We start from the raw sequence: 26,969 nt of genomic DNA, 5'->3' as shown, positions 1-26,969 counted from the left end.
CACTAACTCACCTTGAAATTAATCGGTACATCAACAAACACCTTAACTGCTTCTCCTGCTAATACCGCAGGCTTAAAGCGCCATTTACGCGCTGCATCTATAGCAGATTGATCAAATACTTGTTTGGGCTCTGCCTCTAACACCTCAGCCTGACTCACTACGCCATCAGCTTCGACGATTAACCTTAATAATACTTTGCCGCCTTGCTTAAATTTGCGACCAGCGACTGGCATTTTTGGCTGAATAAAGCGTAGTAATTCAGGCGCTTTATCAACATCTTTAATCCCAGCAATTACTGGTGCAATGCTAGGTAAACTCAAGCCATTTAATGCTGGGGTTGCCATTACTGGCACTTGCAGCGGCATATCGGCAACCGTTGGCATAATCGGCATACTGGTTGAAACAGGCGTTACCGCACTTGCAGTTACCGGTTTTGACTGTACTTTTTCAGGTTCAGATTGACGCGGTTTATCTGGCGGTAGCAAAGGTAATGGCTGTGGCTCAATCTGCTGACTCAACAGCCCTACTGCTTGGCTTTGATTGAGACTATTTGGCAAATAGTAACAAAGTAAAATTGTTGCCATTACCGATAAGATAAGCCTTACAGACTTAACCCCAATAGCTTTTAATTGCACTGCGCCCATTAGTGGATCTCTGACGCGACAGAGCTAAAACTAATGCCAGCTTGCTTAGCGATATCGAGTACCTTAATAGTTACCCCTGTTGGGCAGTTGGTATCAGCGACCACCAGCAGCTTTGCTTTCGGCGTTTGAGTCGCAATTTGTTGCAGCTTTCCCGGCAGATAGTAAATATCGATCTCTTTCGACTCAAAGTAGACTCGACCAGTAGTATCGAGCGTGACCACAATAGGACTGCCATCAACACTGGTTGCCGTGCTGGCTTGAGGGCGTTTGATCTCAACTGATGCTTGCTGCACAAAGTTGGTCGATACAATAAAGAAGATCAACAAAATAAACACCACATCGAGCATAGGCGTCATGTTAATTTCAGGATCTTTATCTTGTCTAAATCGATCGCTAAGCATTAGCGCCTCCTGCTAATAAATGAATATCAACCCGATTTAGCTTTCGCTGCCACGAAAAGGCTAATATGGCGCCAGTTAAGCCGACAAACAAACCGGTTTGCGTGGTCACCATCGCCATAGAGATCCCGGCAGAGATCACCGCCGGATCGTGAAAACCATAATTAGCTCCCGCATCAAACATGGCGATCATTCCGCTCACAGTACCAAGCAAACCTAATAATGGTGCCACCATAGCAAGTAACTTAACCCCTTGAAGATCGCCATACTGCTGAGCCTGTGCCTGTCTTAGTGCTAACAAGCGCAAGCGTTGATTAAGCCATTCACACTCGGTTGTTTGGCCACTTTGCTCCACACCAAGGCTAGGCTCTTTAAATAAGGCACGACTGACTAACCACAACATCCATAAACAACAGATAAATAGCGGCCACATCACTATGCCGCCTAGCTCAATAAAGCCTAAAACAGCATGAACAAATTGCTCTAATGACTGCATCGAACTACTTTGAGCCATGACCTTCCCCTTGTTCAAGGTTGAGCGCCAGTAACAAGGCTGATTGCTGCTCCATATTCAAACTTAAAGCTTGAGCGCGGCGCTTTAACGGGTAATGCAGCAATAACAGAGGCAGTGCCACCAGCAAACCTGCTTGAGTGGTAATCAGTGCTTTACTGATCCCTTGCGACAACAACTTAGGGTCGCTATTGCCAAACTCTGTGAGTGATTGGAAAGTTTCAATCATGCCGGAAACCGTTCCTAACAAACCTAGCATTGGTGCCATGGCAGCAAGCAGCGCAATAAAGCCAAGACCTCGTTCAAACTGCGCCATCTGTTTCAGCATCAACTGCTTAAGCCGCTGATCCATTGCGTCAACACCGCTACCTTCAACAATGGCACTCGCTAGCACTTTCGCTGCGGGTACTCGAGACACACTCTGAAGCTGCTGCTTAACCGTTAGCAAATCCACTTTAGCGCCATCATCGTCTTGAAGCTGAGCTAAAGGTCGCCAATACAGTAAGACAACCGCACGCCAGAGGGCTATCAGTAAGCCAAGCGCAGCTAAAATAAGAATTGGCCACAACACTTCGCCACCATTTTTTATCCATTGGACAAGACTTTGCTTTTTCGCCAAGCTTGGCAACATCCGGCCTTGGCTTAAGTCCATCGCCAATAGTTGAGTTTCACCATCTAACCATGCTCTTAGCTGCTTGCTAACATCGGTATCAACAGGCGTAATTGCGGTAGGTAGTTTGTCTGTAAAGGCAATAAAGCTAGGTAAATCCGTATCGGTTACGGCCATTAAACCGCCAAATACTCGTAGCTCTTGTGTGCTAACACTGCCATCTGCTTGGCTTATTGCTGTAGAAGCACGGCCAACTTGTGCTGTCATCTGCATATCATCAACGGCGTAACTGATAAGCTCATTGAGCTGTGACAAGCTTGGAAAACCGGAACTTGCCTTAGCGACAGCTAAACTTTGCCCTCGCTGCACTTCAGTTAAGCTGGTAGGACTTTGCAGCCATTGCTGCGATAAGCTACTCAACGCTTTTTGGTATGCCCCTTGAACCAGTTGCATATCGTCAACAGCAAGTTGATAACTGCTGGTTAATTGCAGCTTTTGCTGATTAAGCACGACGAGTTGCTCATTTAATGCTGTGAGCTGTGCGCGTTTACTGGCTAACCTTGCGCTTAACGCTTGTTGGTTGGATTTGACCTCATCGATCTCTTGTTTTAATTGATGATCCCAAGCGCTATTTTGCTGACGGATATCAGCCGCTCGCTTATCAATTTGTGCCTTTTGCTGCTGATAATTAGCAGCCTGCTTAGTCGCTGTAATATCTGCAACAACTTGAGCTTGGGCAAAAGCTTGAATAGAGGCGCTAAATAGTAAAATTGCAATCACAGTTCTCATTGTTCTTGCCCTCCTAGTGGAAGGTTCACAATCTGCGCCACCTGCTTATTAGCAGTAATTGCCATGGCTAATTTAATGTCACCTTGTAGCTCAACAGCTAACGGCCGCCACTGGCGAGACTGATTATCAAACCAACCTAAATGTTGCTCATCAGGGGTAATATAAAACCAAGATAAACGTCCTAGTCGCAATAAGTTAACCTGCACTGGTTGCTCATCGATTGCGATAATCTCTTGAGTCAACTGCTGTCCATAGCCATAAGCAACCTCGATGGTCATCACATCAAGGAGCCGTCTAAAACGCTCGGCTAATGGCAGATCATGGCTATCCATTGCAGTACGTAAAAATGCTAAGCGACGCTTACGCTCATCAAAGTCAAACGGAAGATCGCTGCTCACTTGACGCTCCAACATGGCATACCAGATCTCAAGCTGTGGCTCGAGCTCCTGCTTTAATGCGCTTATCGTGGCAATGTCTTGCTGCAACTGTGAAACCTCAGCTTGCAATGATGCTAAGTACCTTTGCTGCTTTTGCAACTGATACTCAGTCCAATAAAGCTCACCTAAGTCTTGTTGTTGCTGTGATAGCGACTGCGCTTTTTCCTGTTGCCATGCAGCCGCCTCTTCGCCCAGCTGCACCGATTGCGCCACAGGTTGCAGTATTTGCTCGCGCCAGCGCTCAGCTAACTGGCTGGTAGAGTCATCACTTACAACCGAAGTCGCATTTACCACCAGCGGTAATACACTAAAAGCGGCGAGTAAACTGATATAAATTCGAGCTAGCATTTGCGGCTCCCTTTTTTAATTGAGCGACGCCAAAACACCAGTCCTTGCAACAATAGACTCACCAGTAATAGGCAATAACAGATAAAGAAATAGTTAATTAGCGGGTTATGTACCGCTAACAGCTTCACTTGAACGCCTTTGGCCTCTTGCTGATACGGCACGCTAAAGTCTGTCACAGTGAGATACAGATCATTCCATTTAAATGGGCGTAAGAAGCCTGCATGACCACTGACTTTTTGCTCGCCATTACTTATCTCAAAGTAAGCGTTATTAATCCGCGGATCGAATACCTCTACGCTGCGGCGTGTTATACGTCCTGCCGGGCTAAAACCTGCTTCATCTTCGATGATTTGGCTAACATCATTGCGATAATCGACTTTGACTAACTCAATTTGGTATCGACCACTGTTAAAACGCTCACCTTGATGCAGCACAACACTGTCGTGGCCATGAATAAACACTAAGTCGACACCGTGGAAGATAAACACCAACAGGGTTAGGATGTGGATCGGTAGCATCATGATCCGTGGGCTACGCCAGCGCTTATGCCGCCAAGTTGGTAGCAGATCACGCCAAGAGCAAAGTGCAGTGTTTAATCCAAGTAGAAACATCAACCCAAATAGCCCTGCCAGCCAACTAGCCACAATAGGCACCGTCGCTAAGCTTTGTATCCACTGCGACATAGGTAAATCATTCAGTGAGCGCAGTACTTGGCGGTAAACATCTTGTTCACTCATCGCAACGCCAAGCGCAAACCACACTGACAGCAGCAGTAGCAATACAAAAGCTAAGCGCATTGAAAACAACCAGTTCATAGTCATGACAAGCGATACCCCAACATCAATACACAAATAAAGCCAAGCACTGCGGCCTTACCTAACGCCAGCGCTTTGCCATTAGCAAACCAAGCTTTTGGTAAGTGAAATACTAAGATAAATAACAGATACGTCAGCGCCGAGAAAAAGAAGTGACCACTCCAACTCCAGCTGCGCCCCCAACCAATAAACGCCCAGTAGCTACCCGCGATTTCACCGCCAAGAAACGCTGTGCCAGCAAGCAGACTCAATAGATGACTATGACTCTCTAATCGCGCATCACGACCAAATGCATGCAATAAGTAACCAACACCTGCTGCGATAGCCAAGCCAAGTGCAATAGGCCGAGAAAGAAAGAACAGCTGCGCCCATAAAGATGTCAGCATGGCGCTGTCACCCATTGGCGGCTCCAGGGTTTTACTGTAAATAAGTAGTAGTAACGCTAAGCTACTTACTATCCAGGCATATCGAGCTTGCAAGCGACTGCGGATCGGCAAGATACAAACTGCCAATGAGCTAACAAGAGCAGTCACCACAAGATAAGTCGTTACACTACTTCCGGGGAATAATAGGCTATTGGCATTGACTAAGATAAGCGTCATTACCGACAAAGCTAGCAATACTAACCCTGCGAGACGCGCAGCGATAAAGCTCTGTTCAAGTGAACTCGTTTGATTCAAACTGACATCGTTCATTGGCTTTGCTCACTTAATGAGGCTGCATTATCAGCGTTGATAAACTGCATAAGCTTTTGTGGTAAATGCGCATCTTCAATATCAATCACCTCAGGATTAAGCAGCGACCAATGGCGACAAACTTGCTCAATCAAGTTTGGACGCACCACCCAAATATGACGGCTATTTGCCACTGCAAGTAATGGCGCGATTTGCTTACCAAAACCTTGACCACCAAGCTCCATCGGCCCAATTTCATCGACAATACAGATATCACCTTGATTAAAGTTATTATGCTCAAGGGCCTGCAAACCTAGGGCTAATCCGGCTTCAGTGAAACTAAATCGAGTACCCGTTTTTTTATCTAGCACACCAGTACGATGACCAAATAGACAGCGTTCTCCTGTCGCTATATCGACAATATCGCTACTAAAACGACGACCATCTTTCATCACACCAGGGCATAGCATGCCTTTTAATGGCAGCTGTTTTTGTTGACACTGCTCAATAAGTGCAGTTAAAGCGGTGGTTTTACCACTACCACTTTCACCGGTAACAATTAGCACTTTGCTTAAACTCAACCCCAATACATTTTGCGGCATAAAAAACTCCTGCGAGGCGACTTGATAACTGGCCGTAGCCAAGCCATACAGTCGACTAATATTTTTACTGGTCATAACGGCACTACGTTCGCCGTAATCCAATACCTTGCCATGCTCTAATAACATCACTTTATCTGCGTAAAGCTGCGCTAAATTGGGGTCGTGTAAAATGGCAATCACTGCGGTGTTGGATTCAACGCAGCTGCGTTTGACCTGAGAAAGGATTTGAAATTTATTGCGATAATCAAGATGGTTAGTCGGCTCATCGAGTAGCAACAATTGCTCACTTTGAAACAGCGCTCTGGCTAACAGTACAAGCTGACGCTCGCCACCTGATAAACGGTTGTAATCCGCCTTAGCTAAGCCGCCAATATCGAGTAACTGCATAACTCTTTTAGCATCTTGGATATCTTGCTCTGACGGGGACTCAAAAGTTGACAAAAACGGCGTACGCCCCATCACCACCATCTCAAGTGCAGTAAATGCAAAGGCGGTTTCTTGTTGCTGAGGTACCAAAGCCATCTGCTGCGCGAGCTCTGCGCGACTCATTTGATTCAAAGAGCGAGAGTTAAGACTAACTTGACCTTGACTCGGCGGATTCAAACCACAAAGGCAGTTCATAAGTGTCGTTTTGCCAGCGCCGTTAGCGCCTAAAACAGCCAAAAACTCGCCAGCAGCTAACTCAAAACTCACGTCTTGCAACAGGACTTTGTCAGCAACTCGATAACTGATATTTTCAACAGCTAGCATTAATACGCGCCTCCCTGACGAAAACGAAACAGCAAGAAAGCAAACAGAGGTGCACCAACTAGCGAGGTCACAATGCCAATGGGGATCTCCATGCTAAAGCTTGCCCTTGCGACGCTATCTGCTAGCAGTAAAAACATGGCGCCAACTGCAGTTGATAGAGGAATAAGTCGCATATTGTTAGCGCCAGTGAAGGTTCGCACCATATGTGGTACCACTAAGCCGATCCAAGCCACTGAACCTACTGTTGCGACACATGAAGCCACAATAAACGAGCTAATCACAATCAGCACCATACGCAGTCTTGCTGGCTCGACCCCAAGACTGCGACACTGGTGATCTCCTAAGCACAATACATTGAGGCGGTAGCGCAGTGTATGGATTAACCCATAACCTAAAGCCACAGGCACAATAAGTTGCGCGACAGTGCTCCAGCTACTAACCGAGAGTGAACCCATTAGCCAAAATACAATCGCAGGTAACTCACCATAAGGATCGGCTAAGGCTTTTAACATGGTTAGCCCTGCCCCAAATATAGAGCCAACAATAATGCCGGTCATAATCATCAATAGCAGACTGTTACTACCAAAGCGCTTGGCCATAAACATCGCCGCACATGCTGCTGCGAGTCCGCAAACAAATGCCAGTAACTGCACCATCAACCAACTACTGCCCGGTAAAATCAACCCCATAGCTGCACCAAACATACAGCCAGATGCGACGCCAAGAATATCGGGCGACACCAAAGGGTTACGAAACACCCCTTGATACACGGCGCCAGATACAGCTAGTCCTGCACCTACAATCAGAGCGGTTAATAAACGCGGAAAACGGATCAGCAAAATGACACGCTCTTCTTGGGTTAAGTCATTTGGCACTTGCCCTGTAAGTATTAAGCTACTCAATACTGACGGCAGTTTTTGAATTGCGCTGAATAAGTCGCTTGGGTTAATCGAAAAACGTCCAGCGCAAAGGCCCACCAATCCAACCACAATGGCAATGCCCAGCCATTGAACTGGCTGAAACGTGCGTCCTTTGGCTACAAACATTGACTAGTCTCTTGTAGCGGAGACAGGCAAGCATCGCCAAAAGCCACTTGATAGTAGTGGGCCATTTCGGCGTCTAAATCGATATTTTTAAATTGTTCAGGATAAGCATTAGCAGCAAGATACAGTGCTCCTGCCATTGCCATAGGAGACGGCATATCCCAGAAGCTGCCCTTAGGTATTTTTATCTGCGGTAGCTCAGCAATTTGTGTCATCAATGACTTTTTAAGTTGCTCATCCACTTTGGTTGAGTCATTGGATTCGCGCACTAGCAGTTGTGGTTGCCAAAGTAGTAACTGCTCTGCATTCACTTTAGGGTAGAAGCCTGGCACGCCAGTAGCGACGTTTTTAAGACCAGCAACAGCCATTAGCTGATGTTGAAACATCTGCTCACTGGCGGTGCGGTATAGATCTGAACTGTTGGCGTAATATGCACGTAGGCGTTGATCATCAGTAAGTCCTTTCAAACCAGTTTGAATAATCTCAGCCAATCGCTGGTTCTCAGCCGCGATCTTAGCCGCTTTGTCCTCAGTGCCTGTAGCTTTTGCCAATAACGAAAGCACAACCTCACTGTCTTTAAAGCTTTCAGGCTGAATAACTAAGCTAGCAATACCTAATGAGGTAAGACGGTCTGCCAATCGGTAGCCATCTTTTTTACCAAAGACTAAAACGAGATCCGGCTTTAATGCGACTATGGTTTCTAAACTGGTTCCGGCCGAGCGACTACCGATCACTAAAGGATCACGTTCACCTAAAATACGATTAATAAATGGCGAGTGCTTGGTGCTACCACCAATTCCTACTAGTTGGTCTTCAAGACCAAGACTGAGAGCAAACAGGTTTGCAGGTGTAAACGTCGTCACAATGCGTGAGGCTGGCTTTTCAAGCACGACCTCACGGCCTTGTTGATCGACCAAGTGTATCGGCGTTGCCAATACACTTGAAAGACCACAAAGGAGAATGACAACAGCACTAAATAGTCTGTTTAACATTCCTATTCCTTAGAAGCGGTACTTTACGCCAACTTCATAAGAGCGGCCTTCGTTTGGCTGGCCGTATCCTTCGTAGTGTGACTCATCGAGTAAGTTATTAAGATTCACGTAAGCAGAAAGCTGCGGTGTAATCGCCTTCTTAATACCCATATCGATAGTTAAGGTGTCTGACTCCCACTCTTGTGAGCGTTCATCGATCAGGATATCTGTACGGTAGCGTATACGCAGATTACTATCGATATCTAACCAAGGCTGATACCAATTAACTATCGCTGTAACAGAGTCTTTTGGAATATCGCGGAAGTAGTCTGAGTCGCGGTTTTCACTCTTATTACGTGCGTGGGTATAAGTGTAATCCAGTGACAAACTGATATTTTCCGTTAGCTGGCTTAGCGTCGTGATCTCAATACCGTAAAACTCTGACTTACCGATGTTTTGGTAAACTTCAAGATCCCAACCCGGATCATTAGGATCCGGCAGGTAAGTTTCAACAATCTTGTCACTGATATCGTGATAGAACAGACCCACATCAACGCTATTTAACAACTGATGGCTAAAGTCATTTTTCCAGCCTAAGGTGTAACTCGTGTTGCGTTCAGGCTTAAGATCATGACGGGCACCTGTATCGTCAAACATTTCAGTGAAAGTAGCAAAGCGGGTTTTTTGCGCGATAGAACCATAAACTAGACCCGCATTATCAAAGGTGTAACTCATACCAAGCATTGGATCTAAGGTATCTGAACCATCTTCACCAGGCGTCGCATCATGACCACGGTCTTCTACAATTGTTTGTTTATGCCAAGCTATACCAGCGACCACATTTAGTGCGCCGAATGTCATCGTATCTTCAGCTGCTACACTAATAGTATCTAATTGAGAACGCTCGTATCCGTGAGAGCGATCAACGTCAACGTAAGCGACATTCTTCTTTTTATGTACATCATTTTTATAGTTAACTGACAGGCTTAAGCTATTCCAATCCGCTAGTGCCATATCGGTAAACAGAGCACCACCTGCGGTGTAATCACTGTAACTACTTGTCGCTAACTTAAGGTCTTTATCTGGATTATCGTATGAATCATAGCTGTCGTTATGCATATGGTAATAACCCAATGCTCGCACCGTTAGCCAATCATTAACGCGGTGCAAGCCGCTTAAATCCATACCGGTATCTTTATATTCAGAGATATCTGCAAAGCTACTAAAATCACTAAATACTTTGTTATAACGGGTGTTATATGGAAGCTCACGATCAGAGTCTAGGCTGAATACACTAGCAAAAAGCTCAGTGCTTTCATTGGCGTAACCACCACGTACCCAGATGTTAGTCGATTCATAAGCAGAGTTTTCGCGCTTACCGCCGTCTTCAACAACCATCTGCTTTGGTAAATCACCAAACTTATCTTTGATATCAGATAACACAGGCTCAAAGTCATTAGACATGCGCATAGCGTCACGACCACGGTGATCTACTGATGCAAATAAGCTAAAACCATCTTTACCTAAGCTGATAGACCCTGTTTGATAGTTTTGTCCCATTTGTCCAAATGATGCATTAAGATCACCACTGACACCTTCTTGGCCTTTCTTAGTAATAATATTAACCACCCCCCCCATGCCATTTGGGCCATAAAGCACTGAAGAGGCACCTTTCACTACATCAATTTTGGCAATGATATTGGCAGGAATTTGGTTAAGATCTAACTGACCGTAATTAGTTTCGTAATATGGCACACCATCGAGCAAGATAAGTACTTTATCTTGCTCAAAGCCCTGAATGGTTAAAAACTTCTCACCTTTACTCGACTGAGCAACATGCACTCCTGGCACATAGTCCAAGGCATCCGCAGCCGTTTTGGCACCGATTAGTTCGATTTGCTCTGCTGTCATAGTGTTATTGATAGCAATATCTTTAACACCTGTTTGTTCTGATACGACAATTTCACCAAGTGAAAAAACGTCATTAGCTTCATTAGCCAATACAGCTTGGCTTGATAGTAGGGTGCTGATGACAATAGCGATTTTAGTATTTCTAGTTTTGATCACCGAAGACTCCGATCTGCTCGTGATAATGGCTTGCAAATCTTCAACATCGTTAAAAGTCTGCCTCACCGTAAATTCGCGCACATCTTATTCTTTATAACCTGCTTCAACTATTCGCAAACCTGAACTCTAGACCGACATCACCCAATAAAAAACCAATTACGACGTAACGACATATACTTACACACACAAAAGGACAATTAGTCACACAAGGACAAGTTGACTAGTCTAATTTGTCTACACTTAAATTAACCATGTAAAAAGCACTCGTTCAGAGTTAAGACCTAATACCAAGAAGTCACCTTTGATTATTTTGACAAATAGCGCCCACAAAAAAGCCAGTCGTTAGACTGGCTTTTAAACTGTTTAAAACTAAATTCTGCAGATTTATTTAACCAAGGTTAAATGACCACGGCGTTTTGGCTCTTTAGCCTCAACAACTTCGGTCTCTGATGCGCTAGTTTCAACATCTGATTCTTTGATAGCTGGCTCTTGGACAACTGAAAGGCCGGCTTCGTCTTCTACTTCATCATCTAATTGGTATGCTTCTTCAACTTCGAAGACGGTACCAGCGCCATTCTCTCTGGCATAGATAGCAACAATAGAAGCCATCGGCAATAGTACTTGCTGGGGAACTCCGCCAAAACGCGCGCTGAACTCAATAAATTCGTTTGTGATCTGTAGTCCACCTACAGCACTCTCGGTAATATTAAGCACAATTTGACCATCTTTAACATATTGTTGTGGCACTTGTGTGCCTGGCACATAGGCATCTACAACAACATGGGGCGTTAGCTGGTTATCCATCAACCAGTCATAATAAGCCCGCAGCAAGTATGGACGGTTCGGGGTTAGCTCTTTCATTAGATACCCATGCGCATTTCGCGCTCAGTCTCAGTCAAAGAAGCTTTAAATGATTCACGATCAAAAAGACGTGTCATATAAGCTTTGATATCTTTCGCTGTACGGCTATCAAGCTCGATACCTAGAACAGGTAGACGCCACAATAATGGACCTAAGTAGCAATCAGCTAGACCAAACTCTTCACTCATGAAGTAAGGCACTTCACCAAAGATTGGCGCGATAGCAGTAAGACCTTCTTGAAGCTCTTTACGAGCCGCATCAGCACGGTCACCTTTGCGAATACGTTCTACAAGAGCGTACCAGTCTTCTTCGATGCGGTGCATCCAAAGACGAGTTTGACCACGTGAAACCGGATAAACAGGCATTAATGGAGGATGAGGGAAACGCTCATCTAAGTATTCCATAATGATACGAGAATTATAAAGTACTAGCTCTCTGTCTACCAAAGTTGGCACTGTGTTGTACGGGTTAAGCTCGATCAAGTCTTCAGGGATCTCATTAGGATCAACCTGTAGAACATCAACTGTTACACCTTTTTCAGCCAGTACGATACGTACTTGATGGCTATAAAGGTCGTCTGCACCTGAATACAGGGTCATGATTGAGCGTTTGTTGGCAGCAACAGCCATTGATACCCTCCGGGATTCACAAATCAAAAGCAAAAAATGCAAACACAAACGAGGAGCAAGGCTCCTCGTTTAGAATTTGCGGATAATACATTCTAACCTTTATTTACGGTTAGTGTACATCTTTCCAGTACTCTTTCTTTAAGAGGTAGGCCACAATAAAGAAAATAAATAGGAAGCCTAACACCCACCAACCTAACCTTTCACGCTCAAGTTTGACTGGGTCGCCAGAGTAAACCAAGTATCCAGTGATATCACGAACCACTTGATCATACTCTTCAGCTGATAATGCCCCACCGGTCGCAACCAATGTTCCATCTTCCTGTTTTACTGGAAGACCTTGAAGGCCTTCAAGTACATGCGGCATACCAACCAATGGGAAAATAGTATTGTTCACACCAAATGGACGGCTTTCATCTTTATAAAAACCGTGAAGGTATGAATAAATCCAATCTTCTCCACGTACTCGGGCAACCAAAGTTAAGTCTGGAGGAGAGGCACCAAACCATTTTGCAGCATCTGCATCTGGAATAGCATTCTCCATTAACTCACCAATTTTAGCACCTTCTGGCAGATACTTAGCACGCATCTCATCTAATGGGATGCCTAAGTCAGTGGCTACTCGGTCATAACGCTGGTACTGAGTACTATGACAACCAGCACAGTTTTCTTGGAACAATTCCAATCCACGCTGCAATGATTCAGTGTCATTTAGATCAATATTGGCTTTATCTAGTAGTGCGCCACCACCGGCTGCGATAGCCAGTGTTGGGACCAATGCAACTAATGCGATTAATAATTTTTTCATTAGTGTGTCAACCTCTCTGGTACAGGCTTAGTCTTTTCATTCTTACTGTAAATCCATAGGAATAAGAAGAAACCAAAGTAAGTCAGAGTAAAGATACGTGCAGCGATTGTCAGAGCAGGGGTAGCTGGTACAGCACCTAAGTAACCAAGTACTAGGAACGATACTGCAAACTGACCAATGTTCAGTTTGTGAATCATACTACGGTAGCGAATTGACTTAACGTTACAACGATCTAACCATGGTAAGACAAACAGTACTGCAATTGCTAAGCCCATGCCGATAACACCCATCAGCTTATCTGGGATTGCACGTAAAATTGCATAGAACGGCGTAAAGTACCAAACTGGTGCGATATGCTCAGGCGTCTTCATTGGGTTAGCCGCTTCAAAGTTCGGCTTTTCAAGGAAGTAACCACCACCTTCAGGCATAAAGAACAATACATAACAGAAGACGATGAGGAAGCCAGCGACGCCCATGATGTCTTTAACTGTGTAGTACGGGTGGAATGGAATACCATCTTTTGGCCAGCCATTCTCATCTTTGTTCTTCTTAATCTCGATACCATCTGGGTTATTAGAACCCACTTCATGCAACGCGATAAGGTGTAAAAACACCAACACAACAAGCACTAATGGCAACGCAATAACGTGTAGCGCAAAGAAACGGTTTAGAGTTGCACCAGAAACAACGAAGTCACCACGGATCCACAATGTTAGGTCGTCACCAATAACTGGAATCGCACCAAACAATGAGATAATTACCTGTGCGCCCCAGTAAGACATTTGTCCCCAAGGTAACAAGTAACCCATGAATGCTTCAGCCATCAACACAAGGAAGATCAACATACCGAATAGCCACAACAGCTCTCTTGGCTTTTGGTATGAACCGTAGATTAGACCACGGAACATGTGCAGGTAGATCACCACAAAGAAGGCGGAGGCCCCCGTGGAATGCATATACCTCAGCAACCAACCGTACTCTACATCACGCATGATATATTCGATTGAAGCAAACGCACCTTCTGCGGTTGGCACGTAGTTCATTGTTAACCAGATACCTGTTAGTAGCTGGTTAACCAGTACTAACATGGCTAGTGAGCCAAAAAAGTACCAGAAGTTGAAGTTGGTTGGTGTCGCATATTGACCGACATGACGATTATACGTCGCAGTCATAGGAATGCGTTCATCAATCCAATTGATAATGTTCTTAACCATTACGCAGCTCCTTTATCAACACCGATAAGCACAGTGCTATCATCAATATATTGATGTGGAGGGATAACTAGGTTTAATGGTGCTGGTACACCTTGGAATACACGACCAGCCATATCAAACTTAGAACCGTGACAAGGACAGAAGAAGCCAGAAGCAACGCCTTCTACTTGCTCACCGAATGTGTCTGGTAGGTAAGTTGGTGAACAACCCAAGTGAGTACATAAGCCGACAGCTATAAAATACTCAGCCTTAATTGAACGGCCAGTATTTTGTGCATATGCAGGCTGCTGTGGTTCTACAGAGTCTGGATCGCGAAGTTGAGCATCGATAGCTGGCAGACCATCTAAGATCTCCTGCGTACGGCGAACAACCCATACAGGCTTACCACGCCATTCAACTCGAATAAGTTGACCTGGCTCTACTTTACTTATGTTTACTTCAACCGGCGCACCTGCTGCTTTCGCTTTGGCACTCGGATTCCATGACTTTATAAACGGAACCGCTACAGCTGCGGCACCTGCACCACCAACTACGGCGGTGGCTGCGGTCAGAAATCTGCGACGTCCGGTATCGACTGGCGCATTGCTCATCCACTTGTCTCCAGAGAGTGTTGGAATTTTTTTGTTTTATCTGTCTTCTTCTAAGCTGAACCGGACTGAATTCCGATTCTAAACTTGAAGCGCGGCTCATTATAGCCAAAAATTAGAACCAGATCATAGTTAAAACACTCAACTTAGTTAACTATGTTACTTTTAGTGCCGTTTCTGCATAAAAATAACGCATTCGAACCAACAATATCGCTAATTTTTATTAGCACAACATTCTAAATACTTTCATTCATTGCCCACTAAATTAGCAACTTAGCTGATATTAATCCTTATTTTACTGGCTACAACAGAATAGTTGACTTAATAGGTAGGAATTAACGCTAGTAGTTAACATTATGTCTAGCTACATAAAATAATCCACAATGCTATGGATTTTGACAAACATGTTTAAGCACAGACATGAGTAGGTAGATAACAATGTTGCGGAGGTATCCAAGATAAGCAACGAACTTACATAAACCATCAAAAATGGGCTTGGAATAAAAGAGCTAAAGTTTAAAATGCTTTATAGAACCCATAAAAAAGGCCTAACTGATGTTAGGCCTTTTTAGTAATCTTTTCTGGAGACTATTTACCCGTTGAGCTGTTCATATATCTAAAGAACTCGCTATTAGGCTCTAGTACCATAACATCATTTTCGCCAGAGAAACTTGCTTTGTAAGCATCTAAGCTACGCATAAAACTAAAGAATTCAGGATCTTTAGTATATGCATCCGCATAAATTTTAGCAGCTTCAGCATCACCTTCACCACGAGTAGTCAAAGCTTTACGCTCAGCTTCCGCTGTTTGAATAGTCACGCTAGCATCTGTTTTAGCACGAATAATTTCTGCTTGCTCTTGACCTTGAGCCCGGTGCTCTTTAGCCACAGCTTGGCGTTCTGCACGCATACGCTGGTAGATACTAGTACTAACGTTTGCTGGCAAGTTAATTTGCTTAACTCGCACATCAACCACTTCAACACCTAGATCTTGAGCACTTTCTGCTGCATTTTTAAGTGCATCAGATTGCAGTTCATCACGGCTACCAGAAACAATCTCTTTAATGGTACGACGACCAAACTCGGTACGAAGATCGTTGTTAATTTTACGTTGTAGCAAAGTCTCTGCGTTAGCCTTAATACCGCCATTGGTAGAAAGGTAGTAACGTTCAAAGTCTTTAATACGCCACTTAACGTATGAATCAACCATCAAATCTTTTTTCTCAGAGGTAACGAAACGATCCGCGGCACCATCAAGTGTTTGCACTCTTGAATCCATAAACTTGATTTTATCAAGCATAGGGATCTTTAAGTGGAGACCTGGAGCATAAACGCGAGTTACGCCGTCATCCTTAAGGACTTTACCAAATCGAGACACAATAGCGCGCTCACCTTCATTCACTACAAGCAGTGAAGACAAAGAGATTGCAATAAGTATTGCTACGATTATCGCTGTAAATCTACCCATCTCTTAGTTCCTCCCCGACGAGCGTTCACCACGTGATGGACGACCATCAAGCGGCATGCTGCTGTTATTATGAGTTGTACTATTAACTGACATAACAGGTGTTGCCGGTTTACTCTGAGACTTAGCTGAATGATTAGCTTGACTGTTCTGCATCAACTTATCTAAAGGAAGATACATCAAGTTGCCATTATTCTTAGCGTCAATAAGCACTTTGCTAGTACCACTTAGTACTTCTTGCATTGTATCGAAATACATACGCTCTCGAGTAACTTCAGGTGCAGCTTTATACTCAGGTAATAACTGCTCAAAACGTGCAACTTTACCTTTCGCTTCCAAAGTGACTCTTTGCTTATAAGCTATCGCTTGCTGATCCATACGTTGCACGGTACCACGAACCTTAGGCTCTAACTGGCGCGAATATGCTTCAGCTTCACGAATGAAACGCTGCTCATCCTCTTGTGCCGCAATCGCGTCATCAAAGGCATCTTTCACCTCTTCTGGCGGACGAGCTGGCAAGAAGTTAACATCTACAACAGTAATACCAAGCTTGTATGGCTTGATAATACGTTCGATTTCATCCCATGTGTCACGACGGATCTTATCTCGACCAGTTGTCAAAATATCGTCCATAGTATTGTGACCAATAACGTAACGAAGCGCACTGTCAGTTGCTTCACGCAAGCTGGCATCTGCATCCACGACGCTATACAGGTAATTCTTTGCGTTACTTACGCGATACTGAACGTCAAGCTGAACTAAAACCACGTTCTCATCGGCTGTTAGCATACTGCCTGAAGCTGGGATCGAGCGAACAGTCTGTACGTTAACTGGCGTAACTTCATCAATGAAGGTCGCTTTCCACTGAAGACCAGGATCAACTTCACCCACGTATTCACCAAAGCGAAGCTCTACACCTTTCTCTGCTTCTTTAACTGTATAGAATCCAGAAAGACCCCATACAACTACAGCAATGACCAAAACGATGACCAAGCTAGCACCGCTGACGCTGCCACCTGAACCATTGCCTTTGCCGCCAAAGCGCTTTGAAAGGTTACGAAAAACTTCATCTAAATCAGGTGGTCCTTTATCATTACCACCTTTGTTGCCATTTCCCCAAGGGTCTTGACCCTTGTTACCGGGCTCGTTCCAAGCCATTTAGTACTCCATAAGTGTATGAAATAAACGAGATTACTAAAATACTTAATTATGCGACGACTGGGTCGACCACAAAAGTCTCTATTTCACCTTGGCTCTGTTTTACTAATCGGCGCCAATCGGCATCCAATAAGCGAACAGAGATCATACAGTTCCCCAGATCGTCATACGCTTTCTGCTGTATTACATCCAGTTTATAAAACTGGCCGAGATAATGCCCTGCCGAAGCTGGGATTTGCAAGGTTAGCTCTTGGATTGCTTTACCAACAATTTGGTTAATCGCTTCCTCAACTAGCTCCAAGCCTTTTTGCTGCTGAGCAGAAACCCAGACTCTAATTGGCGTTCCCTCATCATCGTAGTCGATGCGAGGGTTCACCTCATCCAATAGATCGATTTTATTGCAAACGATCAACTGTGGAATATCTACGGCATCAATCTCTTTAAGCACCTTCTGTACTTGCTCAAAGTTATCGGCCATTTTCTCATCTGCACTATCGACAACATGCAGTAATAGATCTGCTTGTCGTGTTTCTTGCAGTGTTGCCTTAAATGCAGCAACTAAATCGTGGGGCAAATGCCGAATAAACCCAACTGTATCAGCAAGAATCACATCACCGTCTGGTAAATCCAATTTACGTAACGTAGGATCCAATGTAGCAAAGAGTTGATCCGCCGCATATACGTCAGATGTAGTTAAGCCGTTGAACAGTGTAGATTTCCCCGCATTGGTATAACCAACCAAAGAAACAGTAGACATCTCACTGCGCTGACGTGCTCGACGACTCTGATCGCGTTGCTTATCAACCTTTGCTAAACGACGATTAATGGTGCTGATCCTTCCCCTCAGCAGACGCCTATCGGTCTCTAGCTGAGTTTCACCCGGTCCACGCAGACCAATACCGCCCTTTTGACGCTCTAAGTGTGTCCAACCTCTGATCAGGCGCGTTGACATGTGGCGCAATTGCGCTAGCTCCACCTGTAACTTACCTTCAAATGTTCGCGCTCTCTGAGCGAAAATATCTAAAATCAAAGTTGTTCTATCGAGTACTCTGCACTCGCATAACTGCTCAAGATTTCGCTCTTGAGCTGGACTTAGTGCGTGATTAAAAATCACCACATTGGCGTCAGTTGCCGTAACCATCGCAGCTAATTCTTCTGCCTTACCTGAACCGACAAAAAACTTGCGGTCTGGTGAACGACGACTTGCCGAGATCACTCCGATAGACTGAGCTCCAGCCGAGTCAACTAGAAGCTTTAATTCGTCTAGATCTTCTCGGTTGTTTTCATCAGTAAAGTCGATATGGACAAGTACCGCTTTCTCTCCCGCCTCATAACGATCAAACAAAAAGCAATCTCCTTAGTAGCAAGTTATTTTTCGTCGCCATCGTCATGCTGAGCGTTATAGCCAGCTTGAGCGTTTGTCGCTTGGTGGTTGCTCACGTTAAATGGACGTGAAGGCACCACTGTTGAAATGGCATGCTTGTAAACCATTTGGCTCACAGTGTTTTTAAGCAAAATAACAAACTGGTCGAAAGACTCAACTTGCCCTTGTAACTTAATGCCGTTAACAAGATAAATAGATACTGGAACGCGTTCACGACGCAATGCGTTCAAAAACGGGTCTTGTAAAGATTGCCCCTTTGCCATTTTCTAATTTCCTTTTTAATTAAAATTAATAGTTATTCTAATACAATAAAACTTTATCTTTGGTTTTAGTATTATACAGCTACAGCCAATAAGCTAGCGACTATATCGCATTACTGTAGCAAGATTATTATCAGCGCCGCTTTCTAACCAAATAAGATCTGGCCAACCGCGTAACCATGTTAATTGACGTTTAGCTAATTGCCTAGTAGCAACAATAGCTTTTTCGACCATAGTATCATAGTCAATTTCACCATCGAGATACTGCCAGCACTGCCGATATCCTACGCAACGCATAGATGGCAGGTCTAAATCTAAATCTCCACGAGACCTTAAACGCTCGACTTCTTCAGTAAACCCTTGTGTTAGCATGGTTTTAAATCGAGTTTCTATAGCCTTATGTAACACCTTTCTATCACTTGGCGCAATCGCAAATTGCACTGCTTGGTAAGGGAATTCATCTGCCTTAGTTTTCGTTAGCTCAGTTAAAGACTGCCCACTTATGCGATAAACCTCTAGCGCTCTTCCAAGTCTCTGGGGATCATTAGGGTGAATTCTGTCAGCAGAAACGGGGTCAATTTCGCGTAACTGATCATGTAAAGCTTGCCAGCCCAGTGCTTCAGCTTCTGCGGCAATCTGCTCTCTTATCGCTTCGTCAGCACCAGGCAGTGGAGACAAGCCTTCAAGTAATGCCTTGAAGTACATCATAGTACCGCCAACCAATAATGGTGTTTTACCACGACTCAATATGTCTTCAATCTGGGCTAATGCGTCACGTCTAAAATCTGCCGCAGAGTAACTCTGTGCAGGATCAATAATATTGATAAGTTTATGTGGAGCTGCAGCTTGTTCTGCAGCATCTGGCTTAGCCGTGCCGATATCCATATCTTTATAGATCAACGCTGAATCTACAGAGATAATCTCACAGTCATACTGCTTAACAAGCTCAATCGCTAATGCGGTTTTACCTGACGCTGTAGGACCCATTAAGGTAATTACTTTTTGTGATTTATTATCGGTCACTCTGATTTTCTTTTATCCATTGTTCCCAAGGTAAAGCTTGAGATTGATTATAGAGCTCTTGTTGCTCATCATCGGGCAGCGTATTTAGAGCGAACCATGTTTCATTGGCTGAAGTAAAACGGTTAGCAGCTTGGTCTGTAAGCCACTTAGTTAGAGCTTCATCACTAGGTAACTCTAATCGAATCCACTCCAGTAGCTCTGGCACTAACATTGCCAATTGGCTATCTCTTAGATATGGGGGCACTTTCTTAATTATCAACTGCCCTAAGCGAATAGATAACTCAATTCCTAACTTTCGTAGTAACTGTTCTCGTTCTTCTATAATTGTCGCCCAATCACTATCAACAGCAATAGCTACAGGCATCAATAGCGGCTGACCGACGAGCCCTTGAGCAAGCTTAGCGGCGATTTCAACTTTTTGCGCCGCCTTAGCAACCAAGGCAATACTCAATAGTGAAATTTGATTCTCTTTTGCCAGTAACCAATATTCACCACCAATGACGGCCGGCATTGGTCCAACATAGCGATGATTGTCAACTAAGTCAGTTTGCTCTGTAACCAGCTCAACTCTTGGCGCGTGATTGGTTGGTGAACTTTGCGTATAGCCCACACCTCTTTGGCTATTAGAGCCTGCATTATGTGTATTAAGTAATTCACCATAAGCCCTAATACTACTTTGAGATGGTCGGTTAGTCTCAGCCTGTTGAGCAGTACTTTTCAATGGTGTCCGAAAGCTTGAACTAGCATTGGAATAGTCTCTTGAACTTCCTGCTGCTTGGCTATCACGTACTGAAGAGTCTCTAGCTTCAGGCTGCTGATTATCACCATAATGGTTTGAATTTACCGCTCCGCGAGTGTTCGCAATTTGCACTTGTGCATTTTGCGAGCCTATCAAGTCGCCACCAACTTCTAGTGACTGTGAAATAGCAGATTGCAGTGCCTGCAAAATAAAATCGTGCACATAGCGGCTTTGATGAAAACGCACTTCATGCTTTGCTGGGTGCACATTCACGTCAACTTGATGTGGATCAAGATCAAGCATTAACACATAGCCAGGCGACACTCCTTCAGCGTATTGCGCAAAAGCCTGTCGCACAGCATGATTAACCAACCGATCTTTCACTAAGCGACCATTTACATAAAAATATTGAGTTTCACTGTAACCGTTAGCCGCACTCGGTGATTGTAAGTAACCACTTAACTTTAAGTCGTTATGTTCACATTCAATACGTAGACAAGTTTCGGCAAATGCCTTACCACTAATTTGCCCTAGTCGTTGAATATACTGGATTTCAGTATTTGCCGGACGGTAATTACGTACGGTTTTATCGTTATGCTTAAGAGTAAAATGAATATCCCTTCGAGCCACAGCAATACGCTTAAGCCACTCATCAATATGGGTAAACTCTGTCTTGTCGCTTTTTAGAAAACGTCTTCTAGCTGGTGTATTAAAAAATAGATCTACGGCTTCCACAGTTGACCCGACCGGATGAGCTGCTGGCAATACCTTTACCGCCATCTCAGTGCCTTCAGCCTGAGCTTGCCATGCCTCGGTTTGCTCAGCAGTTCGTGAGGTGAGTGTTAACCTTGAAACCGAGCTAATACTAGCTAAAGCCTCACCGCGAAAGCCAAAACTTAAAATAGCTTCTAGATCATCAAGGGACTTAAGCTTAGAAGTGGCATGTCGAGACAAGGCTAAGCTAAGATCCTCTTTTGGTATCCCCGAGCCATTATCGCGGATACGAATAACCTTAGCGCCACCTTTTTCAATCTCAATATCAACTCTCGTTGCACCAGCATCAAGACTGTTTTCAACTAGCTCTTTAATGACAGATGCAGGACGCTCTACCACTTCACCGGCAGCGATCTGGTTTGCTAATTGTGGAGGTAACTTTTCAATGGCCATGGGATACTCTTCTACAACCTAAGCTCTAGGGATAATCAGCTTTTGACCGATACGAATACTGTTTGATTTAAGATTATTGGCCTTTTTCAAACGACTAACAGAAATTTGATAGCGCTGCGCAATAACAGATAAAGATTCACCACTGCGAACTTTATGTTCAACACTACTCTTGCTCGCAAGTAATGAGTTTACCGGAGGGTTAGCTTCAAAGTACTTAACCACACCTTTATGAATAGCCTTAGCAACATTATTTTGGTGGTCACGTTGTGATAATAAACGCTCTTCTCTTGGGTTTGAGATAAATCCAGTCTCGACCAAAATCGACGGAATATCAGGCGACTTTAGCACAGCAAAACTAGCCGACTCAGGCTTATGTTTATGTAGCTTGGTTACTCTCCCTAAATTAGAAAGCACATCGCCAGCAATATTATGACTAATCGCCATAGAACGGTCCATAGACATGTCTAAAAGAGTCATGGCAAGATACTGCTCATTATCAGTATTTTGAATAATCTCACCTGCACCGCCAAGTAACTCTGAGTGCTTTTCTTTTTGCTCTAACCAACGACCAATTTCACTGTTTGCACGTCGCATTGACAACACCCAAACCGATGCCCCTTGTGGCTGAGGCGAGGTAAAGGCGTCAGCATGAATAGAGATCAATAAATCGGCTTTGCTATTACGGGCAATATCAGAACGTCTATTTAAATTAACAAAGTAATCCCCTGTTCGCGTCATCACTGCACGCATACCTGGCGTTGCGTTAATTTTCTGCGCCACTTTCTTGGAGATCTCTAAGACGAGTTTCTTTTCATAGATGCCACTTGGGCCAATAGAACCCGGATCTTCGCCGCCATGGCCAGCGTCAATAGCAATAACAACATCTCTTAATTGCGTTTTGGGTTGAGTAACAGGAGGTTTCTTTGCTGTCGAGCCTTCACTATCTAAATCAACCACTAAACGATTGCCGTATGGCGCAGTAGCTGGCAATGCAAATAAATTGGCTTTAACTGGTTTCACCAAATCAATAACAATACGCAAAGTCCCTTTTTCTGGAGGCTTACTCGTACGTACTTTTTTAACCAACTTACTATTGTTTTTGATCTTATTAAGCTCAACTTTATTAGACGACTTTTTTAGATCGACAACCAATCTTGCAGGACTAGATAAGGTGAAATAGCTGTAATCAGGTGATTGGCTTAGATCAAATACAATACGCGTTGATTCTGGCGCAGCCCAAATCCTTACGCTATCGAGCTTATTAGCACTGTGCGCAACAAATGAAACACTGAAACCAATTAGGAGTATAAATAGCCTAAATATATTACTGTTTATTATCATTATTGTTTAGAGCCGCCAATATCTTTTCACCCTCAACCGAAAGCGCTTTTAACTCAACTTCTCGTCCAGTATTAACATACTTAATATGGATATGTATATCAGCAGCAGGTAATAAACCATGACCGCGATCAGGCCACTCGACGATACACAGACTACGCTTAGTAAAGTAATCGCGGATCCCCATAAATTCTAACTCTTCAGGATCATACAGGCGATATAAATCAAAATGATACACATCTAATGCATCTAATTCGTATGGCTCAACTAACGTATATGTCGGGCTCTTTACCGCACCTTGATGACCTAGGCTTTGAATAAGGCCACGGCTAAAGGTCGTTTTACCAGCACCAAGATCACCGCTTAAATAGATAGTTAAAGGCGGGCTAATAAGGCTTGCCAACTGAGTGCCTAGTTTTACGGTATCTTGCTCGTCATTTAAATTTAATATCATTTCTTGCGTATTCATTCCGAATAAAAAAACGCCTTAATAAAAGGGCGGGTAGAATGCATTACTTTAACCTAATCACCTAGCTTTCTAAACTAGATTTAATTAACTAACTGACGAATGTAAGGCATGAGGTCGCTTGCTAGCATGCCGCGCTCTCCTTCTTGAGCAGCTAAGTCGGCTGCACTGCCATGTATAACGACACCTAAACAAGCAGCTTCTATAGACTTATATCCTTGAGCGATTAAGCCACCAATAACCCCTGCAAGTACATCTCCGCAGCCTCCGCTAGCTAGCCCTGGGTTACCAACTGGTGCCACATAATATTGGTTTCCATCAAAAATTATAGTTCCTGCACCTTTTAGCACAATCACACCTTTATACTTTTGATGTAATCGCTTTGCAGCAGAAAACCTATCTTTTTCAACCTCGGCAATGCTCAGACCCAACAGCTTTGCAGCCTCACCAGGATGTGGTGTTAGCACCCAATCTTTATCAGCCATTGGCATACCACTTAGCTGGGTTAAGCCATCGGCGTCAATCACACAAGGTTTGTCAGTCAAATCGACCGCCTTAAGAAGATTGTAACCCCAATCATCATTACCCAGCCCCGGTCCAATCACTAGTACTGAAGCCCAGCCCAATTTAAGGTAAACCTCCATGTCGACTAATTCACATCCCCAAAACATCAACTCAGGGCGTGTTGCGCTAACAATAAACTGATGTTCAGGTCTAGAAATCACAGTGACTAAGCCCGCGCCACTTCTTAAGCAACCTTCAGCAGCTAAGCGCACCGCGCCTGCCATACCGTAATCACCACCAATAATTGACACCTTACCGTTATTGCCTTTATGAGCATCTCTTCGACGAGGCAAAAATGTATTTTCAAGTGTAAAACTATTTATCTGCGCCGTACTCGATTCAGGAAGAAACTCATTTAGCCCTATATTGGCAAGCTTAATCTCACCACAACAATGACGTGCTTTACCAGTGAGTAAACCTTTTTTAAGCCCACCAAAAACTAGGGTCATATTCGCTTCAATTGCAGTTTGTTGATAGCTACCAGTGTTTGGGTTAATCCCTGAGGGGACATCTAAACTTAAGATCCAAGCATTGCTACCATTAACTGTGTTTATGACTTTTGTGAGTTCAGAACTAAGCTCACCTTTTATACCTGTGCCTAATAATCCGTCGACAATAATCGTTGCAATGGCAATCTTGGTAACATCGAAGGGTTTAGTTTCACCACCTGACACTTGGAAGCAATTTATAGCTTGAGTGAGTTCATCACTTGGGTGACTTGCTAAGCTTGCTTGCAGCTCTACATCAAAACCTGACTTTAATAATAGAGAAGCAGTAATATATGCATCTGCGGCATTATTCCCATGCCCTGCTAGCACTAACACTTTACTTGTATTGGCTTGTCGCTCAGATAACAATTCAAAGGCAGCATGCCCTGCTCGCTCAACTAATTCGTATAAGCTTACACAGCCACTTTTCACTGCATTTACCTCAGCAGCCTTTATTTGCTGAACTGAAAATAGTGGTGTCGACAGTAAGTTTGGATCACTCATAATTTAGGTCCGAAAATAGTAAGGCTTAATTTGACAGCTTATAACTACTGACTTAAGTGCAAATGAAGCCACGCAATCAAAAGGTGATCTAGGTACGATCTTCCAACATTATAGTTAATATGTTCAGTGTTATAGGTGATAAAAAAGGCACCAATAGGTGCCTTACAAAAAAATAACGCTGTAGCGATTAGATATCGTCCATGCGAATACTACTGTGAACAAGTCGCTGCTGTTGGATCTTCTCAACTCGAACAAGATCTTCAAGTGCGCCTTTAGTCTCTGTCGTCGCCGAAGAGCTTGCAGTTTTCTCTAATAATCCAATTAAACGATTATCAAGATTTAGGTGAAGTTCTAATACATCGTCTTCACTCATGTTGGCAGGCATTGAGGTCTTTTGACAAATAGCAATAAAGTCTTCAAAAACCACATCTTTATACCAAGTATCAAGCACTTTTTTTGGTGCTTCATCGATATAATTTTCTAACTTTTCAGCAGTATGACGCTCATGCTGTTGAAAATACTCTAACATCAACTTCACGCGTGAAGAGTCAGCCTGAGTGTGTAAACGGCTATAGAGTTGGGCCATTTCTATGCGGCATGTTGCAACATAATCTAAAAGTTCACTAAGTTGTTGAATACGCATTTATCCATTCTCCTAAGTCAGCTACATCAATCTGCTGCACCTAAATTTAAGTCTGTAATAATTATGTGATGAAAACTGGACTGAATACTTGAGCGCAGTCAAAGTTTAGACTGCATAAAACGGATTAGTTTAGATATTATTAAAGAAACACGCGCTCGATCACGTTGTTTTATCGACTGCGGTACAAAAGGTATAACCTTAGGATAGAACCCCATATATTTTATAAAGAGTTAAGTTTAAATTAACTTCCGCTTTTAGCCATACAGAGTCCATCCACAAAAGCTCTGTAATTAAAGTTGTATAGGCTTGGCTAAGAAGTGATTTCAACATTTTCTGCAGCTGCAGCTAATTACTAAATAGAAATATAAGCTTTGATTTATTTCATTTAGATTTTTTAGAGATTTGCATAGTGAGCGCAGATTGCAAAGAGCGGTTAATTTTATCGAGAGCGTGAGTTGAAACCGACTGTTTATACAAGCAGGTCTATACCTTGGCAAAAAAAGGTATCAACATTTCTGCGAGCGCAACTGAGCTAATGCCGCATAAACATTTAGGGGCTTTATTAGGAGAAATAGCTGAGATTTAGTTTGAAATAACAAGGAGGAATATTGGAGCGAACTTTTGATGTTATCGAGAATGGGTTCGAACCGGCTGCTTATAAAAAATAGGGATATAGCTTGGCAAAAAAAGGTATCGACATGTCTACGACCGCAACTGAGCTAATATCGCATAAACATTTAGGGGCTTTATTAGGAGTTATAGCTGAGATTTAGTTTGAAATAACAAGGAGGAAGATTGGAGCGACATATCGGGTTCGAACCGATGACCTATACCTTGGCAAGGTATCGCTCTACCAACTGAGCTAATGTCGCATAAATCTTTACTTTGATTAAAACGACATATCGGGTTCGAAACGAAAACCGATGACTTATACCTTGGCAAGGTATCGCCCTTTTGCTCTAAACAAAGAGTCAACTGAGCTAATGTCGCATGAATCTTTAAATTGGAGCGACATA

Annotated in this window: 26 protein-coding genes and 2 tRNA genes; all 28 read right to left on the bottom strand. The window is 43.7% G+C overall.

Annotated elements, in window-relative coordinates:
- Positions 1 to 2: 2 nt before the first annotated feature.
- Positions 3 to 644 carry an energy transducer TonB gene (locus AB4298_RS20290; RefSeq protein WP_371988166.1) on the bottom strand — a complete coding sequence of 214 codons (642 nt, stop codon included), beginning with the start codon at positions 642 to 644 and terminating at the stop codon, positions 3 to 5.
- Entirely contained in the window at positions 644 to 1,045 is a 402-nt protein-coding gene (locus tag AB4298_RS20285; protein WP_249000754.1) for an ExbD/TolR family protein, read from the bottom strand. Before AB4298_RS20285 ends, AB4298_RS20290 begins: the two co-directional genes overlap by 1 nt.
- Positions 1,038 to 1,556 carry a MotA/TolQ/ExbB proton channel family protein gene (locus AB4298_RS20280; protein ID WP_371988164.1) on the bottom strand — a complete coding sequence of 173 codons (519 nt, stop codon included), beginning with the start codon at positions 1,554 to 1,556 and terminating at the stop codon, positions 1,038 to 1,040. The genes AB4298_RS20285 and AB4298_RS20280 overlap by 8 nt, the downstream gene beginning before the upstream one ends.
- A complete protein-coding gene (locus AB4298_RS20275; protein WP_371988163.1) occupies positions 1,543 to 2,952 on the bottom strand; it encodes a MotA/TolQ/ExbB proton channel family protein in 1,410 nt (469 codons plus the stop codon). Before AB4298_RS20275 ends, AB4298_RS20280 begins: the two co-directional genes overlap by 14 nt.
- A complete protein-coding gene (locus AB4298_RS20270) occupies positions 2,949 to 3,737 on the bottom strand; it encodes a DUF3450 domain-containing protein (RefSeq protein ID WP_371988161.1) in 789 nt (262 codons plus the stop codon). The genes AB4298_RS20275 and AB4298_RS20270 overlap by 4 nt, the downstream gene beginning before the upstream one ends.
- Positions 3,731 to 4,558 carry a hypothetical protein gene (locus AB4298_RS20265; protein WP_371988160.1) on the bottom strand — a complete coding sequence of 276 codons (828 nt, stop codon included), beginning with the start codon at positions 4,556 to 4,558 and terminating at the stop codon, positions 3,731 to 3,733. The genes AB4298_RS20270 and AB4298_RS20265 overlap by 7 nt, the downstream gene beginning before the upstream one ends.
- On the bottom strand, positions 4,555 to 5,247 hold the full coding sequence (locus AB4298_RS20260) for a hypothetical protein (protein ID WP_371988159.1): 693 nt from the start codon (positions 5,245 to 5,247) through the stop codon (positions 4,555 to 4,557). The genes AB4298_RS20265 and AB4298_RS20260 overlap by 4 nt, the downstream gene beginning before the upstream one ends.
- Positions 5,244 to 6,578, bottom strand: coding sequence for an ATP-binding cassette domain-containing protein (locus AB4298_RS20255; protein ID WP_371988158.1), 1,335 nt, complete (start codon positions 6,576 to 6,578; stop codon positions 5,244 to 5,246). The genes AB4298_RS20260 and AB4298_RS20255 overlap by 4 nt, the downstream gene beginning before the upstream one ends.
- On the bottom strand, positions 6,578 to 7,624 hold the full coding sequence (locus AB4298_RS20250) for a FecCD family ABC transporter permease (RefSeq protein ID WP_371988157.1): 1,047 nt from the start codon (positions 7,622 to 7,624) through the stop codon (positions 6,578 to 6,580). The genes AB4298_RS20255 and AB4298_RS20250 overlap by 1 nt, the downstream gene beginning before the upstream one ends.
- Positions 7,615 to 8,613, bottom strand: coding sequence for an ABC transporter substrate-binding protein (locus AB4298_RS20245; protein WP_371988155.1), 999 nt, complete (start codon positions 8,611 to 8,613; stop codon positions 7,615 to 7,617). The genes AB4298_RS20250 and AB4298_RS20245 overlap by 10 nt, the downstream gene beginning before the upstream one ends.
- 9 nt (positions 8,614 to 8,622) lie before the next feature.
- On the bottom strand, positions 8,623 to 10,659 hold the full coding sequence (locus tag AB4298_RS20240; protein WP_371988154.1) for a TonB-dependent receptor plug domain-containing protein: 2,037 nt from the start codon (positions 10,657 to 10,659) through the stop codon (positions 8,623 to 8,625).
- A gap of 384 nt (positions 10,660 to 11,043) precedes the next feature.
- Positions 11,044 to 11,520, bottom strand: coding sequence for a ClpXP protease specificity-enhancing factor (locus tag AB4298_RS20235; RefSeq protein ID WP_371988153.1), 477 nt, complete (start codon positions 11,518 to 11,520; stop codon positions 11,044 to 11,046).
- Positions 11,520 to 12,149 (bottom strand): stringent starvation protein SspA, encoded by a 630-nt coding sequence (gene sspA / locus AB4298_RS20230; RefSeq protein WP_012156731.1) that lies wholly within the window; start codon positions 12,147 to 12,149, stop codon positions 11,520 to 11,522. The genes AB4298_RS20235 and sspA overlap by 1 nt, the downstream gene beginning before the upstream one ends.
- A 109-nt stretch (positions 12,150 to 12,258) precedes the next feature.
- Entirely contained in the window at positions 12,259 to 12,954 is a 696-nt protein-coding gene (locus tag AB4298_RS20225) for a cytochrome c1 (protein WP_371988151.1), read from the bottom strand.
- Positions 12,954 to 14,168, bottom strand: coding sequence for a cytochrome b (locus AB4298_RS20220; RefSeq protein ID WP_249000742.1), 1,215 nt, complete (start codon positions 14,166 to 14,168; stop codon positions 12,954 to 12,956). The genes AB4298_RS20225 and AB4298_RS20220 overlap by 1 nt, the downstream gene beginning before the upstream one ends.
- Entirely contained in the window at positions 14,168 to 14,758 is a 591-nt protein-coding gene (petA, locus tag AB4298_RS20215; RefSeq protein ID WP_220779886.1) for a ubiquinol-cytochrome c reductase iron-sulfur subunit, read from the bottom strand. The genes AB4298_RS20220 and petA overlap by 1 nt, the downstream gene beginning before the upstream one ends.
- 585 nt (positions 14,759 to 15,343) lie before the next feature.
- A complete protein-coding gene (gene hflC, locus AB4298_RS20210) occupies positions 15,344 to 16,222 on the bottom strand; it encodes a protease modulator HflC (protein WP_220779884.1) in 879 nt (292 codons plus the stop codon).
- 3 nt (positions 16,223 to 16,225) lie between these two features.
- Entirely contained in the window at positions 16,226 to 17,377 is a 1,152-nt protein-coding gene (gene hflK, locus AB4298_RS20205) for an FtsH protease activity modulator HflK (protein ID WP_249000741.1), read from the bottom strand.
- 49 nt (positions 17,378 to 17,426) lie between these two features.
- Positions 17,427 to 18,722 carry a ribosome rescue GTPase HflX gene (gene hflX / locus AB4298_RS20200; protein ID WP_371988150.1) on the bottom strand — a complete coding sequence of 432 codons (1,296 nt, stop codon included), beginning with the start codon at positions 18,720 to 18,722 and terminating at the stop codon, positions 17,427 to 17,429.
- A 23-nt stretch (positions 18,723 to 18,745) separates the two neighbouring features.
- A complete protein-coding gene (hfq, locus tag AB4298_RS20195; RefSeq protein ID WP_012156738.1) occupies positions 18,746 to 19,024 on the bottom strand; it encodes an RNA chaperone Hfq in 279 nt (92 codons plus the stop codon).
- A gap of 93 nt (positions 19,025 to 19,117) precedes the next feature.
- Positions 19,118 to 20,044 carry a tRNA (adenosine(37)-N6)-dimethylallyltransferase MiaA gene (gene miaA, locus AB4298_RS20190; RefSeq protein ID WP_371988148.1) on the bottom strand — a complete coding sequence of 309 codons (927 nt, stop codon included), beginning with the start codon at positions 20,042 to 20,044 and terminating at the stop codon, positions 19,118 to 19,120.
- Positions 20,034 to 21,950, bottom strand: coding sequence for a DNA mismatch repair endonuclease MutL (gene mutL / locus AB4298_RS20185; protein WP_371988146.1), 1,917 nt, complete (start codon positions 21,948 to 21,950; stop codon positions 20,034 to 20,036). Before mutL ends, miaA begins: the two co-directional genes overlap by 11 nt.
- Before the next feature lie 18 nt (positions 21,951 to 21,968).
- A complete protein-coding gene (locus tag AB4298_RS20180; protein WP_249000738.1) occupies positions 21,969 to 23,291 on the bottom strand; it encodes an N-acetylmuramoyl-L-alanine amidase in 1,323 nt (440 codons plus the stop codon).
- A complete protein-coding gene (gene tsaE / locus AB4298_RS20175) occupies positions 23,275 to 23,757 on the bottom strand; it encodes a tRNA (adenosine(37)-N6)-threonylcarbamoyltransferase complex ATPase subunit type 1 TsaE (RefSeq protein WP_249000737.1) in 483 nt (160 codons plus the stop codon). Before tsaE ends, AB4298_RS20180 begins: the two co-directional genes overlap by 17 nt.
- 80 nt (positions 23,758 to 23,837) lie before the next feature.
- The gene (locus AB4298_RS20170; protein WP_371988177.1) at positions 23,838 to 25,313 is read right to left on the bottom strand and encodes an NAD(P)H-hydrate dehydratase; all 1,476 of its coding nucleotides are present in this window, start codon (positions 25,311 to 25,313) and stop codon (positions 23,838 to 23,840) included.
- A gap of 184 nt (positions 25,314 to 25,497) precedes the next feature.
- The gene (locus AB4298_RS20165) at positions 25,498 to 25,953 is read right to left on the bottom strand and encodes a hypothetical protein (RefSeq protein ID WP_371988144.1); all 456 of its coding nucleotides are present in this window, start codon (positions 25,951 to 25,953) and stop codon (positions 25,498 to 25,500) included.
- A gap of 796 nt (positions 25,954 to 26,749) precedes the next feature.
- Positions 26,750 to 26,825: transfer RNA gene (locus AB4298_RS20160), tRNA-Gly, on the bottom strand.
- 21 nt (positions 26,826 to 26,846) lie between these two features.
- Positions 26,847 to 26,943: transfer RNA gene (locus AB4298_RS20155), tRNA-Gly, on the bottom strand.
- Positions 26,944 to 26,969: the final 26 nt, after the last annotated feature.

It is taken from the genome of Shewanella sp. 10N.261.52.F9, assembly GCF_041471165.1.
GTDB lineage: Bacteria > Pseudomonadota > Gammaproteobacteria > Enterobacterales > Shewanellaceae > Shewanella > Shewanella marinintestina.
This window is presented reverse-complemented; position numbering and strand designations above follow the sequence as displayed.

Excerpts from the sequence above, each read along its gene's own strand:
- AB4298_RS20290 (WP_371988166.1), bottom strand. The coding sequence starts at position 644 with ATGGGCGCAGTGCAATTAAAAGCTATTGGGGTTAAGTCTGTAAGGCTT.
- AB4298_RS20265 (WP_371988160.1), bottom strand. The coding sequence starts at position 4,558 with ATGACTATGAACTGGTTGTTTTCAATGCGCTTAGCTTTTGTATTGCTA.
- AB4298_RS20270 (WP_371988161.1), bottom strand. The coding sequence starts at position 3,737 with ATGCTAGCTCGAATTTATATCAGTTTACTCGCCGCTTTTAGTGTATTA.
- hfq (WP_012156738.1), bottom strand. The coding sequence starts at position 19,024 with ATGGCAAAGGGGCAATCTTTACAAGACCCGTTTTTGAACGCATTGCGT.
- AB4298_RS20250 (WP_371988157.1), bottom strand. The coding sequence starts at position 7,624 with ATGTTTGTAGCCAAAGGACGCACGTTTCAGCCAGTTCAATGGCTGGGC.
- AB4298_RS20165 (WP_371988144.1), bottom strand. The coding sequence starts at position 25,953 with ATGCGTATTCAACAACTTAGTGAACTTTTAGATTATGTTGCAACATGC.
- AB4298_RS20220 (WP_249000742.1), bottom strand. The coding sequence starts at position 14,168 with ATGGTTAAGAACATTATCAATTGGATTGATGAACGCATTCCTATGACT.
- tsaE (WP_249000737.1), bottom strand. The coding sequence starts at position 23,757 with ATGAATACGCAAGAAATGATATTAAATTTAAATGACGAGCAAGATACC.
- AB4298_RS20285 (WP_249000754.1), bottom strand. The coding sequence starts at position 1,045 with ATGCTTAGCGATCGATTTAGACAAGATAAAGATCCTGAAATTAACATG.
- sspA (WP_012156731.1), bottom strand. The coding sequence starts at position 12,149 with ATGGCTGTTGCTGCCAACAAACGCTCAATCATGACCCTGTATTCAGGT.
- hflK (WP_249000741.1), bottom strand. The coding sequence starts at position 17,377 with ATGGCTTGGAACGAGCCCGGTAACAAGGGTCAAGACCCTTGGGGAAAT.
- hflC (WP_220779884.1), bottom strand. The coding sequence starts at position 16,222 with ATGGGTAGATTTACAGCGATAATCGTAGCAATACTTATTGCAATCTCT.
- AB4298_RS20255 (WP_371988158.1), bottom strand. The coding sequence starts at position 6,578 with ATGCTAGCTGTTGAAAATATCAGTTATCGAGTTGCTGACAAAGTCCTG.
- AB4298_RS20275 (WP_371988163.1), bottom strand. The coding sequence starts at position 2,952 with ATGAGAACTGTGATTGCAATTTTACTATTTAGCGCCTCTATTCAAGCT.
- AB4298_RS20280 (WP_371988164.1), bottom strand. The coding sequence starts at position 1,556 with ATGGCTCAAAGTAGTTCGATGCAGTCATTAGAGCAATTTGTTCATGCT.
- AB4298_RS20260 (WP_371988159.1), bottom strand. The coding sequence starts at position 5,247 with ATGAACGATGTCAGTTTGAATCAAACGAGTTCACTTGAACAGAGCTTT.
- petA (WP_220779886.1), bottom strand. The coding sequence starts at position 14,758 with ATGAGCAATGCGCCAGTCGATACCGGACGTCGCAGATTTCTGACCGCA.
- mutL (WP_371988146.1), bottom strand. The coding sequence starts at position 21,950 with ATGGCCATTGAAAAGTTACCTCCACAATTAGCAAACCAGATCGCTGCC.
- AB4298_RS20225 (WP_371988151.1), bottom strand. The coding sequence starts at position 12,954 with ATGAAAAAATTATTAATCGCATTAGTTGCATTGGTCCCAACACTGGCT.
- AB4298_RS20245 (WP_371988155.1), bottom strand. The coding sequence starts at position 8,613 with ATGTTAAACAGACTATTTAGTGCTGTTGTCATTCTCCTTTGTGGTCTT.
- AB4298_RS20235 (WP_371988153.1), bottom strand. The coding sequence starts at position 11,520 with ATGAAAGAGCTAACCCCGAACCGTCCATACTTGCTGCGGGCTTATTAT.
- AB4298_RS20180 (WP_249000738.1), bottom strand. The coding sequence starts at position 23,291 with ATGATAATAAACAGTAATATATTTAGGCTATTTATACTCCTAATTGGT.